The sequence below is a fragment of the Microbacterium thalli genome, assembly GCF_028737325.1.
Classification (GTDB): domain Bacteria; phylum Actinomycetota; class Actinomycetes; order Actinomycetales; family Microbacteriaceae; genus Microbacterium; species Microbacterium thalli.
The window spans coordinates 1098124-1111894 of sequence record NZ_JAQZCH010000001.1 but is presented as its reverse complement, the minus strand read 5'-3'; the positions used below and the strand labels follow the sequence as shown (position 1 = coordinate 1111894).

At 71.1% G+C, this 13771-nt stretch carries 11 protein-coding genes; 3 read left to right on the top strand and 8 right to left on the bottom strand.

The annotated features are described in order from the left end of the window. Positions 1-58: 58 nt before the first annotated feature. From PUW82_RS05400 to aztB, 6 genes are all read right to left on the bottom strand, one after another. A complete protein-coding gene (locus PUW82_RS05400) occupies positions 59-1528 on the bottom strand; it encodes an MFS transporter (RefSeq protein ID WP_274221267.1) in 1470 nt (489 codons plus the stop codon). A gap of 54 nt (positions 1529-1582) precedes the next feature. Continuing rightward, a complete protein-coding gene (locus tag PUW82_RS05395) occupies positions 1583-2413 on the bottom strand; it encodes a hypothetical protein (RefSeq protein ID WP_274221266.1) in 831 nt (276 codons plus the stop codon). Between the two features lie 133 nt (positions 2414-2546). After that, entirely contained in the window at positions 2547-3722 is a 1176-nt protein-coding gene (aztD, locus tag PUW82_RS05390) for a zinc metallochaperone AztD (protein WP_274221265.1), read from the bottom strand. 29 nt (positions 3723-3751) lie between these two features. After that, entirely contained in the window at positions 3752-4654 is a 903-nt protein-coding gene (locus PUW82_RS05385; protein ID WP_274221264.1) for a metal ABC transporter substrate-binding protein, read from the bottom strand. Beyond that, positions 4651-5880: a hypothetical protein gene (locus PUW82_RS05380; protein ID WP_274221263.1), complete on the bottom strand. Its 1230-nt coding sequence runs from the start codon at positions 5878-5880 to the stop codon at positions 4651-4653. The genes PUW82_RS05385 and PUW82_RS05380 overlap by 4 nt, the downstream gene beginning before the upstream one ends. Further along, positions 5877-6749: a zinc ABC transporter permease AztB gene (aztB, locus tag PUW82_RS05375; protein WP_274221262.1), complete on the bottom strand. Its 873-nt coding sequence runs from the start codon at positions 6747-6749 to the stop codon at positions 5877-5879. The genes PUW82_RS05380 and aztB overlap by 4 nt, the downstream gene beginning before the upstream one ends. 54 nt (positions 6750-6803) lie before the next feature. Here aztB and aztA point away from each other — a divergent pair, with 54 nt between their 5' ends. Beyond that, entirely contained in the window at positions 6804-7559 is a 756-nt protein-coding gene (aztA, locus tag PUW82_RS05370) for a zinc ABC transporter ATP-binding protein AztA (protein WP_274221261.1), read from the top strand. Continuing rightward, positions 7556-9241: a glucose-6-phosphate isomerase gene (gene pgi / locus PUW82_RS05365; protein ID WP_274221260.1), complete on the top strand. Its 1686-nt coding sequence runs from the start codon at positions 7556-7558 to the stop codon at positions 9239-9241. The genes aztA and pgi overlap by 4 nt, the downstream gene beginning before the upstream one ends. Positions 9242-9322: 81 nt before the next feature. On the opposite strand, the gene PUW82_RS05360 is transcribed toward pgi, so the two are convergent. Beyond that, entirely contained in the window at positions 9323-9877 is a 555-nt protein-coding gene (locus tag PUW82_RS05360) for a helix-turn-helix domain-containing protein (protein WP_274221259.1), read from the bottom strand. A gap of 66 nt (positions 9878-9943) precedes the next feature. Between PUW82_RS05360 and PUW82_RS05355 the strand changes: the two genes are divergently transcribed. Then, on the top strand, positions 9944-11506 hold the full coding sequence (locus PUW82_RS05355; RefSeq protein WP_274221258.1) for an FAD-dependent oxidoreductase: 1563 nt from the start codon (positions 9944-9946) through the stop codon (positions 11504-11506). A gap of 95 nt (positions 11507-11601) precedes the next feature. Here the strand turns inward: PUW82_RS05355 and PUW82_RS05350 are convergent, their stop codons facing one another. Beyond that, positions 11602-13692, bottom strand: coding sequence for a glucose PTS transporter subunit IIA (locus PUW82_RS05350; protein ID WP_274221257.1), 2091 nt, complete (start codon positions 13690-13692; stop codon positions 11602-11604). Positions 13693-13771 lie beyond the last annotated feature (79 nt).

Below are 13771 nucleotides of genomic sequence, written 5' to 3'. Positions count from 1 at the left end.
GGTCCGATGAGAAGCCCGTTCCGATTGCGGCGCGTTATCTGTCCGTTATAACTTCGTTTCACGCAGTTCCCCCCAACTGCGCGGTGTGATCTCTGGTGCAAGGGATGACAGGGCCGGTCGACGATTCTGAGTCGGCCGGCCCTTCTCGCGTCTGCCGGGGCCCATCGTGATCGTCGCCCTCCGGCTCGGGCGGGGTCGCCTCCGCATAGGCACGGGAGAGGCGGCGGTACTGCGGTGACGCGAACGCGACGAGCACCAGCACCAGCAGCACGGCGCTCGCCGCGACGAACGCGAGGGCGATGCCGCGGGCCTCTCCCCCGCCGAGCAGCCAGCCGAAACTCCGCTCGCCGGCGTCGGTGCGCATGAACGGGATGAGGCCGAACTGCGCGATGGGGCCGATCAAGTACGCCGAGATCGGCGATGCCGCGGACTCGACCGACGCCGCGAATCCGAACACGCGTCCCTGCGTGTGGAAGGGCACCACGCGCTGGATGATGGTCTGCTCGGCCGCTTCGGCGATCGGCATGATCATCATGAAGACGAAGATCCCGAGCGCATAGAGCCACCACCACTCGCGGATCGCGAAGGTCATGCCGAGCACCGCGACACCGACGTTGACCAGCAGCAGCGTGCGCACCGGATTGCGGCCGAGACCGCGGGCCGCGACGAGCGCGCCGCCGACGATGAAGCCGGTCCCGGTGACCGCCAAGACGACGCCCCAGATCTCGACGCTGAAGAGCGTCAGCCCGTAGGGGTCCATGAGCGCCATGAACACCCCGCCCACGAGGTTGTTGATGGTGGTGAACAGGATGAGGGCGAGAAGACCGGGCACCCGCCGGACGGCGGGGATGGCGCCGCGGAAGGTCAGCGCGGGCGTCGCCGTCTCGCCCGCCGGCACGACCCCGCGCTCGGGAATGGTCACGAACAGCAGGTGGGTCAGGGCGACCGCCGTCGCGGCGACGGCGATGACCACGGTCCATCCCATGCCCAGCAGTCCGACGGAAAGGCCGGAGAACACGCTCGTCACCATGAACGCCACGCCCTGCACGGTGCCGACGAGTCCGTTCGCCCGGTCACGACGGTCGCTCGGGACGAGCAGGGTGACGGTCGTCGAGAGCGCGATGTTGCGGAGGTTCTCGACGACACCGCCGACGAGGATGAGCCCGGCGAAGCACCAGAACCAGGGCCGGCCCCAATCGATCAGCTGCGACTCGGGGAACGCCAGGTACACCGCGCCCGCCCCCAGGTACGTCGCGAGCGTGATGACGCTCGAGAGCACCATCACCGCCTTCTTCTTCATGTGGTCGACGAGCGCGCCGAACACGACGCCGAAGACGGCGACCAACAGCATGTAGGAGCCGCCGATGATCGAGGTCGCGAGCACGTTCTCGGTCTCGAGATAGGCCCAGAATGTCAGGGCGAACCACAGGAAGCTCGAGGTCACGTTCGCCACGAGGGTGTTGCCGAGCACCTGGAAGAAGGCACGCATGCGCGATCGCTCCGTCGCGCTGAGCGGTTCACCGGTCATGCAGCGAAGAGTAGACCCCGACGCCGACACGCAGAAGACCGGTCGGGACCGCCCTCAGCCTCGCAGCGACGGATCGGGCGACGACCACTTCTGCACCGTCTGCAGCAGCCAGAACGCGACGAACAGCAGCAGAGCGACCACCTCGCCGATGAACACGACCGGCGCCTCGGCGACCGTGCCGAGCGCGAGCGTCGCGATCAGGTCGACGGGAAGGACCACGGCGATGACGAGGTAGGCGCGACGCAGCGACGGTCGCGGCGGATGCTCCGGGTCGGGGCGCACCGCCTCGACCAGGGCGACCGCCGCGATCAGCGCGAAGAAGGCGACGGCCGCGACCAGGTGCACCGAGGCGAAGAGGACGGCGGGAGCCAGTGCCCACAGCGAGGAGACCGCGACGATCACCGCGATCGCGGTGGCGAGCGTCGGGGCCGCGGCGCGCAGCGCCACGTCGCCGCGCAGCCCGAGGATCACCCCGGTGACGACGACGAGCGCGGCGACGACGAGATAGGTGAGCAGGGCGTTGCCGAGGTCGTCGGCGACGGGCGACGGCACGCACGGCGCGGCGCAGTCGACGGCAAGACCCGGGACCTCGCCCGGCTCGACCGGGGTCGGAACGATCGCGACGAGCGGCGCGAGCAGGGCGGCGAGGTCGAGCAGCACACGCGCGGGGCCGCGGCCCGAGAGGGCGAGGAGACAGGCCGCGGCGGCGATCAGCGCGGCCGAGAAGACCGTGCGGGCGGGGGTGTAGAAGTAGTGGCTGACCGTGGGCAGCACCCCGGCGTCCGGCATCGCGAACACGACCGCCAGCAGCAGGGCGACCGGGGCGCCGGCGAGGGTCAGCCGCAGATAGCGGTACGTCCGCTGGGGGGTCGTGACGGCCGGCACGGCATCAGGCTATCCGCCGGCTCCGACGCCGGCGATGCGAGGGCGCGACCGGCGGAAACGGCGAGGCCGCCGCATCCGGCCCGTCATCCCCGTTCCTGGGGATCATGAGCACGGATGCGGCGGCCTCCGGCGATCAGGAGACCGCGGCGATCTCGTTCGGGACCTGCGGCAGCTCGACGGTCTGCACGACCTCGCCCGCGGCCAGGTCGACGGCGACGAGCGCACTGTTGGCCGGGTCGGTCACATACGCGATGTCGCCCGCGACCTTGACGGCGGGGTGCGGCGCCTGCCACTCGGCCGGACCCTCCCACGCGTCGATGACGGGCAGCGACTTCGTGACCTCACCGGTGGCGGGGTCGATCCAGTGCAGCGAACCGTCGGTGCCGATGAGCACGGCTTCGCCGGCGGGGCCGCGCGCGACGCCCCGGAACGTGTACTCCACGCCCTCGGGCAGCGCGACTTTCGTCAGGGTCTCGGCCTCGGTGTCGACGAGGGCGATGTTGCGCAGCAGGTAGCCCTCGGCGTCGGGGTCGTCCTTGTAGTCCATCACGACGAGCGGGCTGTTCTCGGCGACGTAGGCGTTGCCGATGCGTCCGTAGGCGTCGGGCGAGCTCACCTTGGTGATCTCGCCGTCGGCGTAGATGAGGACGCCGTTCTCGCAGCCGAAGACGACGCGCTCACCCTCGGCGGTGCCTTCACCGTGCACCCCGGGGCACTCGGCGTTGGCGGCGACCTCGTTGCGTTCGGCATCGAGGACGCGGATGCCGGTGCGCCCGCTCTCGCCGCCGACCGTGGTCAGCAGCGTGCCGTCCTCGAGCTCGACCGAGACCCCGTGGTGCGCCTCGACGCCCGGCAGCACCTCCGCGTCGGGCAGCGAGCCGTCGAGGGCGGCAAGTTCGGCCGTCTCGAAGATCGTCGTGTCGCTCGTCGCGTCGTCGTAGAGCACCGTCGTGCCGCCGTGGACGACGACGTGACCGGCCGTCGCGGCAGGCACGAGCAGGTCCGTCAGCTCGGGCTTCTGGACGTCGAGGAGCTGGAAGCCCTCCGACGTCGTCACCATCACGTGGCGGCCGTCACCGGCAGAGTTCAGGCGGATGAAGTCCTCGGACGGGAAGTCGCCGAGGACGTCGAGCTCTTCGCCGCCGAGCACGAGCACGCCGCCCTCGTAGCCGAGCGCGACACGGGGGCCGTCGGCGGCCGTGGCGGCCTCCGCGGACGGGCTCGATGCCGGCGCGGGCGACGACGAGCATCCCGCCAGCACCAGGGCTGCGGCGCCGACGAGGGCACCGATCTGCAGGGTTCTCTTCATGGGGTGTTGTTCCTTTCCAGGGAATCGCCTCATCGGGTGAGGCCGTCGGAGATGCGTTGCAGGTTCTCGCGCATCATGTCGAGGTAGGTGTCGCCGGGCTGGCCGGCGGGAGCGAGGGATTCGGTGAGCAGCGGGACCACGTCCACGTCGCGTCCCGCCTCGTCGGCGAGGACGCGCATGAGCCGGTCGGGCTGCGACGAGTCAGCGAAGATCGTCCGCACGCCCGCCGCGTCGATCGCGTCGACGAGCTCCTGCAGGTCCGAGGCGCTGGGCGCGGCGAGTGTCGTGCCGCCGGGGACCGCGGCGCCGAGGATGCGGACGTCGTACCGACGCGCCAGGTAGCCGAACACGTGATGGTTCGTCACGAGCGCGCGATGCTCGGCGGGGATCGCCCCCAGTCCGGCGGTGAACTCCGCATCGACGGCGGCGAGCTCGTCGAGATAGGCGGTCGCGGCATCCGTCACCGCGCCCGCGTCGTCACCGGCGAGCTCCGCGAGGACGGGCGCGAGCGCCTCGACGACCCGCACGGTCTGCGTGGGGTCGGTCCAGAAGTGCGGATCGACGGCGTCGGAGTCGAGGTATCCGAGCTCCTCGACGTGGTCGCCGGCGACGAACTGGGCGACGCCGTCCGAGGCGGATGCGTCGACGTGGTGCTGCACCCCCTCTTCGAGGCCGAGCCCGTTCGAGACCACGAGGTCGGCGGCGCGCATCGTGGCGGCATCCCGCGCCGACAGCTCGAACGAGTGCGGATCGGCGTCACGGGGCATGAAGGTGACGACCTCGAGCTCGTCCCCCGCGAGCGTCTCGACGATGTCGCCGAGGATGTTCGTCGTCACCACGACGGTCGGTCGGTCATCGCCGGGACCGCCGCACGCGGCGAGCGACAGCACGCCCGCGACGAGGACGGCGACGGCGGATGCTGCGCGCCTCATCGGCCCGTCTCCGTGAACAGAACCGGCGCGTGCTCGGTCGTGAAGGTGCGGGCCACCCGTGCGCCGTCGGCGGGATCGAGCTCGAACAGCGTCCGCTCGGCCGGGCCGTTGAGGTAGGTGCGGCGCTGGTCGGCGACCAGGTCGACGCCGTCGGCGAGGGCCGGGTCGGCGAGCGAGGCCGCCACGAGAGGGGCGCTGCGGGCGATGACGTCGCCGGTGGCGCCCGAGAGGACGAGGATGGAGCCGTCGGCGGCGAGCGCCACGACGGTCTCGTCGGCGTCGTCGACCGCCGTGACGCGGACGATCGGTTCGCCGGCGTCGTGGACCGTCCACGTGCGGTTGCGGGTATCGAGCAGCCAGAAGTGCGACCCGTCGGTGCGTCCGGCGACGGTCGGACGACCCTCGCGAGCGGAGAACGTCAGCGCGCGCGCCGGCGCGCCGGCCGGGTAGGCGATGCGCTCGAACGCGGTGCCCTCGGCGTCGCTGACGGCGAGCACAGCGCCGTCGGCACAACCGACGACCACGCCCACGTTCGTCGCGATCGATCCGGACGGCTCCGCGCAGGGCACCGTCTGCTGCTCGTCGCCCGCAGTGTCGACGTAGCGCAGCTCGCCGGCGGTCGGGTCGGCGATGAGCGCACCCCGCGGCACCGGGACGACGAACGCGCCCGGCGCGTCGAGGTCGAGCCGGAAGCTTTCGACGATCTCGCCCTGCTTCAACGCCTCGAAGTCGAGCAGCACGGCCTCACCGCCGCTCTCTCCGCCGTCGAAGTACACGCCGGCACCGAGGTCGCTCGTCACCGTGCGCGGCGTACCGGGGCCGGTGAGTTCGCCGAGCAGGCGCGCGGGCGCCTCGTAGTAGTGGAAGTGGTCGATGTGGTTCCACGTCCACACACCGCTGTCGACGATCGACACCTCGCCGGCGCGACCGGCGAGGAGGAACCGCCCCTCGCTGTCGAGGGTGTCGGCCGGGGCGATCTCGCCGAGCGTCTCGGAATCCTCATCGATCAGGTCGAGGTGGTGGACGGTGCCGTCCGCGGCGATGCTCGTCAGGTGCAGGGCGGGCTCGGCCAGCTCGCGGGCACCGGCGATCGCTCCGTGTCCGTCACCGAGCGCCGTCGCGTCGGGCTCGGGCGCGGCGTCGCCGGACGGGGTGGCCTGGCATCCGGCCAGCAGCAGGGCACCGGCGGTTGCGGCGATGAGGGCGAGAGGGGCACGGGGGGTCATGCGGTCCTTTCCGGGGTGTTCGGGATGACGGAGACGGGGGCGACGCGGCGGCGCACGGCCGCGACGAACGCATGCAGGCCGGTCGAGACGGCGCCCGAGCAGATCGCGGTGAAGGCGACGGTCGCGCCGGCGGCGGTCGCGAGATGCCACGACAGCAGCAGCCCGACGGCGACCGACACGGTGCCGATCACGGCGGCGAGCGCCATCGTGGGCACGATGCGGCGGGTCCACCTGCCGGCGGCGACGGCGGGGCCGAGCAGCATCCCCACCACCAGGAGCGATCCGACGGCCTGATAGGCCGAGACGACGGCGAGGGTCACGAGCGCGACCAGGACGAAATGGGCCGCCCGCGGCCGCAGGCCGAGCAGCTGGGCCTGCCGCGGGTCGACGGTGAGCGCGACGAACGACCGGTGACCGAGCGTGGCGACGACGACGGTGACGACCAGGGCGACGGCGAGAGCCGCGAGATCGCCTGTGCCGATGGCGAGGATCTCGCCGAAGAGGATGGCGGAGGCGTCGGTGGCGAAGCTGCGCGAGGCGGAGATCACGATGACGCCGAGCGACAGACTCGCCACGAACAGCAGGCCGATGCTGGTGTCAGCCGAGAGCCGACCGCGTCGTTGCAGCGCTCCCACGCCGACCGACATGACGGCCGCGCTCAGGGCCGCTCCGGCCATCGGCGGGAAGCCGGTGAGGGTCGCCACCGCGACGCCGGGGAGCATGCCGTGCGCCATCGCCTCGCCGAGGAACGCCATGCCGCGCAGGACGACCCATGTGCCGACGATGCCGCAGATGATCGCCACGAGGGCGCCGCCGAGCAGGGCGCGCTGGACGAACGCGACAGAGAACGGATCGAGCAGGAGGGACACGATCGACGACTGTACATGATGTTGAGAACCGTTTTCATTTGCAATAATCGGAGGATGCCTTCTTCCGCCCCGACCGTCACCCCGCATCAGCGCGTGCTCGAGCTGCACGACATCCGCGTCTCGTTCGACGGGCATGAGGCGTTGCGGGGCGTGGACCTGGATGCCGCCCGCGGCGAGATCCTCGCCGTCGTCGGCGCCAACGGCTCGGGCAAGTCGACGCTGCTCGCCGTCTCGGCCGGGCTGCTCGCCCCGACCTCGGGGACGGTGCGACGGCCCGCCGGCACCCGCGTCGGGCTCGTGCCGCAGTCGACGAACGACGGCGCGCGACTGCCGCTGACCGTCACCGACCTCGTCACGATGGGGCGGTGGCGGGAGCGCGGGCCCTTCCTGCCGCTGCGCCGCAGCGACCGCGCCCGCGTCGCCGAGGCCATCGAGACCGTCGGCCTCACCGCCCTCGCCCGCCGCCCGCTCGGCGTGCTCTCGGGCGGGCAGCGTCAGCGCGCCTACCTGGCGCAGGCCCTCGCGCAGGACGCCGACCTGCTGCTGCTCGACGAGCCGATGAGCGGTCTCGACGCGGCGTCGCGTGAGGCGGCGGCATCCGCTCTGTCGACCGTGGCGCGCGCGGGCGTCGCCGTGATCGTCGTGACGCACGACCTCGCCGAGTTGGGCACCGTCGACGCTGTCTGCCGCCTCGTCGACGGGCACATCGCGGACGCGTCGACCGAGTCCGCCGACCGAGCACCCCTCGCGGGTTTCTCCGACGCGTCGCGTGGACGAGAACACGGCTCCGCGGCTAGCGTGAGAGCGTGACCGCTGCTCCCATCGATGCCACCTCCACCGCCGCCTGGGCCGACCTCGAGTCGCTGAAGAACGGCTTCACCCCCGACCTCCGCGGCTGGTTCGACAGCGACCCCGGTCGCGTCGAGCGCCTCAGCCTGCCGCTGGCCGACCTGCACGTCGATCTGTCGAAGAACCTCGTCACCGATGAGATCGTCGCCGCCCTCGTGCGCCTGGCCGAGCAGACGGGCGTCGCCGAGCGCTACGCCGCGATGCTCGCCGGCGAGCACATCAACACCACCGAGGACCGCGCCGTGCTCCACACCGCACTGCGCCGCCCGGCCGGCGCGTCGCCGGCCCTCGTGGTCGACGGCCAGCAGATCGACGACGACGTACAGCAGGTGCTCGACAAGATGTCGGCTTTCGCCGATCGCGTGCGCTCCGGCGAATGGACCGGTGTCACCGGCAAGAAGGTCACCCACGTCGTGAACATCGGCATCGGCGGGTCCGACCTCGGGCCGGTCATGATCTCGGAGGCGCTGCGTCCCTACGCCACCGCCGGCATCCAGGCGCGGTTCGTCTCGAACATCGACCCGTTCGACATCGCGAACAAGACCACCGACCTCGACCCCGAGACGACGCTGTTCATCGTCGCGTCGAAGACCTTCACCACGCTCGAGACCCTCACCAACGCCCGCCTCGCACGCGACTGGCTGTGGGCCGGCCTGCAGGCGGCCGGCGCGATCGACGACAGCGAGGCCAAGAAGACGGATGCCGTCGCGCACCACTTCGTCGCCGTCTCGACGGCTCTCGACAAGGTCGAGGCGTTCGGCATCGACCCCGCGAACGCGTTCGGCTTCTGGGACTGGGTCGGGGGCCGCTACTCGGTCGACTCCGCGATCGGCCTGTCGCTGGCCATCGAGCTCGGACCCGACGCGTTCCGCGAGCTGCTGGCGGGCTTCCACGCCGTCGACGAGCACGTCGCGTCGACCCCGCTCGCGCAGAACGTGCCGGTGCTCATGGGCCTGCTGAACGTCTGGTACACCAACTTCCTCGGCGCGCAGACGCACGCCGTCCTCCCCTACGCGCAGCAGCTGCACCGCTTCGCGGCGTACCTGCAGCAGCTCACGATGGAGTCCAACGGCAAGTCCGTGCGCTGGGACGGTACCCCCGTCACCTCCGACACGGGCGAGGTTTTCTGGGGCGAGCCCGGCACGAACGGCCAGCACGCGTTCTACCAGCTCATCCACCAGGGCACGCGCCTGATCCCCGCCGACTTCATCGCCTTCGTCAACCCGGCCTACCCGCTCACCGACGGCGGCCGCGACGTGCACGGCCTGTTCCTGGCGAACTTCCTCGCCCAGACCAAGGCGCTCGCGTTCGGCAAGAGCTCCGCCGAGGTCGAGGCGGAGGGCACCACCGGGGCGCTCGTCGCCGCGCGGACCTTCCCCGGCAACCGGCCCACGACGTCGATCTTCGCTCCGGCGCTCACCCCCCAGGTGCTGGGCGAGCTGATCGCCCTGTACGAGCACATCACGTTCACGCAGGGCACGATCTGGGGCATCAACTCCTTCGACCAGTGGGGCGTCGAGCTGGGCAAGCAGCTCGCGCTGCAGATCGCTCCGGCGATCGAGGGCGACGACGACGCGCTCGCGGCACAGGATGCCTCGACGCGGTCCCTCCTCGCCTACTACCAGGCTCACCGCCGGGCCTGACCGGTCTCGTCGAGTCGCCACGAAGGGCGGATGTCGGAGCTCCGGCATCCGCCCTTCCGGTGAGTCGACGGGCGGGAGGGATCAGTCGGCGGCGACGCGCGTGTGCATCCGCTCGCCCGCGGCGTTGAAGATGCTGATGAGCTCGGCCGGGCGCGAGCCGACGGCGCTGATGGAGTGGGGCACGCGGGTGTCGAACTCCGCCGCCTCGCCCGCGCCGAGCTCGAGCTCCTGCTCACCGAGGATCAGCCGCACCCTCCCGCTCAGCACGTAGAACCATTCGAATCCGTCGTGCACCCGCGGGGTGGGTGCCGCATCCATCGGTGGAAAGGTCACCTTGTAGGTCTGCACGGGCGAGCTCTCGCGCGTGAGCGGCGCCACGATGTGTCCGTGACGCGTCACCGACGGTCGGCGCACCCGCGGGTCGGGGCTCTCGTCCGGCACGAGGTCGTCGATGCGGATGCCGAGTTGCCGGGTGAGGGGCAGCAGCAGCTCGAGGCTCGCCTGACGCTTGCCTGCTTCGAGCCGCGAGAGCGTGCTCGCCGACATCCCGGCGCGCGTCGCGAGCTCGTCGAGGGTGAGACCGCGCTCCTGCCGCGCTACACGCAGGCGCGGGCCGATCTGCTCGATTCCTGTCATGGTTCCATCTTGCCATTTCCGCAAATCCGTTTGCTACAACGGCACGCCGACACGGATGCTGTTTCCATGCACAACTTCGATCAAGACGTCGTCATCGTCGGAGCCGGGCCCGCGGGCCTGAGCGCCGCGCAGATGCTCGGGCGCGCCCGGCGCCGCACGCTCGTCCTCGACTCCGAGACCCCCCGCAACCGCTTCGCCGAACACATGCACGCCGTCGTCGGGTTCGACGGCGTCTCGCCCGCCGAACTGCGTCGTCGGGGGCGGGAGGAGGCCGAGGCGTACGGCATCGCGTTCCGCACGGCGCACGTCGACCGTGTCGCCGAGGTCGACGGCGGCCTCGAGGTCTTCCTCGCGGACGGGGCGAGGATCACCACGCGTGCACTCATCGCGGCGACCGGCGTCACGGACCGTCTGGCACCGATCCCGGGCCTCGCCGAGCGCTGGGGACGCACGGTGCTGCACTGCCCCTACTGCCACGGCTGGGAGGTGCGCGACCGCCGCATCGGCGTGCTCGCGACCTCGCCGCTGAGCCTGCACCAGATCGAGCTCGTGCGGCAGTGGAGTCCCGAGGTCGTCGCCTTCACGGCGAACCTCGGCGACCCGGCCGACGAGGTGCGCGAGCGCCTGCACGCGCGCGGTATCCGGATCGTGTCCGCGCCCGTCGTCGAGATCACGGGCGACGGCGCCGCGATCGATGCCGCGATGACCGTCGTGACCGCCGACGGCGAGAGGACCGTGGTCGACGCCGTTTTCACCGGCGGCACCCTCGAGCCCCACGACGACTTCCTCGCCGACCTTGCCCTGGCTCGGGCGGAGGGACCGGTCGGCTCCTTCATCGCCGTCGACGCGGCGGGTGCGACGAGTCACCCGCGCGTGTTCGCCGCGGGCAACGTCGTCACGCCGATGGGCAACGTCCCCCTGTCGATGGGGGCCGGTTCGATGGCCGGGGCCGCCGCGAACGGCACCCTCGTCGCAGCCGACGCCGCTGCCGCGGTCGAACGTCGCCGCGGTCACGCCGCCGACTGGGAGGCCCGGTACGCCGAGACCGATCGCGTCTGGTCGGGGCATGTCAACGAGACGACCTCGGCCGTCATCGCCGAGCTCGAGGCGCGCGGGGCCCTGCGCGCCGGAACCGCCCTCGACCTCGGATGCGGCGAGGGCGGCGACGCGCTGTGGCTCGCGGCCCGCGGGTGGACGGTCACGGGCGTCGACCTCTCGGCCACGGCGATCGGTCGCGCGCGCGACGCCGCCCGGAACGCGCGGCTCGACGCAACCTTCATCGCCGGCGAGATCGACGACGCCGACCTCGGCACGTTCGACCTGGTCACGACGAGCTTCCTGCACTCGTGGGACCCGGAGTTCTCGCGGATCACCCTGCTGCGGGCGGCGATGCGGCACGTCGCACCCGGCGGCCGGCTGCTCGTCGTCTCGCACCTGGGCACCCCGCCCGCCGGTCACGACCACCCGCCGTTCGCGACCCCGGCCGAGGAGCGTGCGGCGCTCGAGCCCGACCCGCAGGTGTGGGAGGTCGAACTCGAGGAGGTCCGCGAACGCGCGACCGCTGCGACCGCCGACGCCGAACCGGCGCACCGCACGGACGGCATCCTGCTGCTGCGCCGACGCGACTGACGCGGTCGGCCTCCGCGCGCACGGAAACGCCGACGCGCCGGGCCCGTCGCCCCGAGATCCCCGGGGGCGGGCGCCGGCGCGTCGGCGTCAGCGGGTTACTTCTCGACGACCAGCAGGGGCGAGCCCGCGGTGGTGGCACCGAGACCCACGGGGTCGACCGTCGCGAACGCGTCGCCGTTCAGGACGATCACCGGGGTGATCAGCGGGTAGCCCGCCTTCTCGATGACCGAGCGGTCGAAGGTCACGAGCGGGGTGCCCTGCTCGACGCGGTCTCCGGCCTTGACGTGGACCTCGAAGCCCTCGCCCTTCAGGTTGACGGTGTCGATGCCGACGTGGATCAGCAGTTCCACGCCGTTGTCGAGCTGGAGCCCGAACGCGTGACCGGTGGGCTGTGCCGCGGCGACCGTGCCGGCACCGGGCGAGACCACGGTGTTTCCGGTCGGCTCGATCGCGACACCGGGGCCCATGACGCCGCCGCCGAAGACGGGGTCGGGGACCTCCGACAACGCCACCGCGGTGCCGTCGAGGGGCGAGGCGATCTCGATCGCCGTGGAGACCTCGTCGGTCGCGCCGGGCTTCTCGAGCGTCGCGGTCGCGGTACCACGCGACGTCGCCGCGGGAGCCTCGGTCGCCGAGCCTGCGGCAGCGGCGGACGCGGCAGCCGCCGCCGGAGCGCCGGCAGCCTGCAGCTTCGCTTCCTCCTTGTCGCGCTGAGCCTCGAACTCGGCGCGCTGCTCGGGGGTGCGGTAGTCGCTGATGACGACGAGCACCATCGCCACGACGAACGACGACAGCACGGCGATGCCGTAGAGGATCACCGAGTCGAAGGCCGGGATCGTCAGCAGCGAGGTGAAGACGAACGCCTGGGTCGTCACGCCGCCGCCGATGCCGATGATGAGACCGCCGACGAGGCAGCCGACCAGCATGCGCGGGTAGATGCGCTTGTACCGAAGATGGATGCCGTACAGCGACGGCTCGGAGATACCACCGAGCAGACCGGCCGCCAGAGCGCCCGTCGCGGTCTGACGCATCTGCTTGTCACGGGCGCGCCACGCGATCCAGAGCACACCGGCGGTCGCACCGAAGCACGCGAAGTTCCACGCGCCCATGGGGCCCTGGATGAAGTCGTAGCCGAGGGTCTGGATGTTCAGCAGCATGATCGCGTTGATCGGCCAGTGCAGGCCGAGGGGCACCATGAAGGGGTAGGCCAGCGGGATGACGATCGCGAAGATGAACGGCGAGAACGCGTTGATCGAGCTCAGCAGGTTGGCCAGCGCGGCACCGGCGTAGACGCCGATGGGGCCGATCAGGAACGCGGTGAGCGGGATCATGATCAGCATCGCGATGAACGGGACGAAGATCAGCTGGACGTTCTCCGGGATGACCTTGCGCAGGCCCTTCCAGAGGAGGCCGAGCACACCCGCCATGAGCAGCGGCGGGAACACCTGCGAGTCGTAGCTGAAGATCGTCAGCGGCAGACCGAACACCGGGATCGTGGTGATGTCTGAGCCGAGGAAGGTCAGCTGGCGAGCGCCCTCCTGGTCCGCGAGGCCGGTGAAGCCCGGCAGCATCACGACGGCCATGATCGCGAAGCCGACCCACGGGTCGGCTCCGACCTTCTTCGCGGCGTTGTACGCCACCATCAGCGGCAGGAAGATGAAGACGCACTGCCACATCAGGTTGACGAACTGCCACGAGGGCTCGAGCGTCACGCCGGGGGCGTTCCAGGCGGGGATGACACCGAGCGTCGCCATCAGCGCCATGAAGGTGATGAAGAGCGAGGCGCCGAGTAGCGCGCCGAGGATCGGTCGGAACGAGTCGGAGAGGAACTCGAACAGCGAGTCGAGCCAGGCGACCTTGCCGCGCGGGCCCTTCGCGCGCTCGCGCGCCTTGACCGAATCGACGTCGTCCTCGTCGACTGCACCGCCGCCGGCTCCGCTCATCGCGGGCAGCGCATTGATGTCGTTGTAGACGTTCTGCACGGCACCGCCGATGACGACCTGATAGCGATTCCCGGCCTGCGGCACGGCGCCCATGACGCCGGGGATCGCTTCGACGGTCGACTGATCGACGTTCGAAGAATCGCGCAGTTGGAATCGCAGTCGCGTCGCGCAGTGCGTCAGACTCTCGATGTTCTCTGGACCGCCGACTGCGTCGACGATCTTCTCGGCGGGGCTGGTCGCCATGGTGATCTCCTGTTCCCCGGGTTCGTGGCCGAAGTACTCGACGACGACTTTACTCTGGGAATTCACCGAGAACGAGCCC

Excerpts from the sequence above, each read along its gene's own strand:
- PUW82_RS05400 (WP_274221267.1), bottom strand. The coding sequence starts at position 1,528 with ATGACCGGTGAACCGCTCAGCGCGACGGAGCGATCGCGCATGCGTGCC.
- PUW82_RS05355 (WP_274221258.1), top strand. The coding sequence starts at position 9,944 with ATGCACAACTTCGATCAAGACGTCGTCATCGTCGGAGCCGGGCCCGCG.
- PUW82_RS05350 (WP_274221257.1), bottom strand. The coding sequence starts at position 13,692 with ATGGCGACCAGCCCCGCCGAGAAGATCGTCGACGCAGTCGGCGGTCCA.
- PUW82_RS05380 (WP_274221263.1), bottom strand. The coding sequence starts at position 5,880 with ATGACCCCCCGTGCCCCTCTCGCCCTCATCGCCGCAACCGCCGGTGCC.
- PUW82_RS05360 (WP_274221259.1), bottom strand. The coding sequence starts at position 9,877 with ATGACAGGAATCGAGCAGATCGGCCCGCGCCTGCGTGTAGCGCGGCAG.
- aztD (WP_274221265.1), bottom strand. The coding sequence starts at position 3,722 with ATGAAGAGAACCCTGCAGATCGGTGCCCTCGTCGGCGCCGCAGCCCTG.
- aztA (WP_274221261.1), top strand. The coding sequence starts at position 6,804 with ATGCCTTCTTCCGCCCCGACCGTCACCCCGCATCAGCGCGTGCTCGAG.
- PUW82_RS05385 (WP_274221264.1), bottom strand. The coding sequence starts at position 4,654 with ATGAGGCGCGCAGCATCCGCCGTCGCCGTCCTCGTCGCGGGCGTGCTG.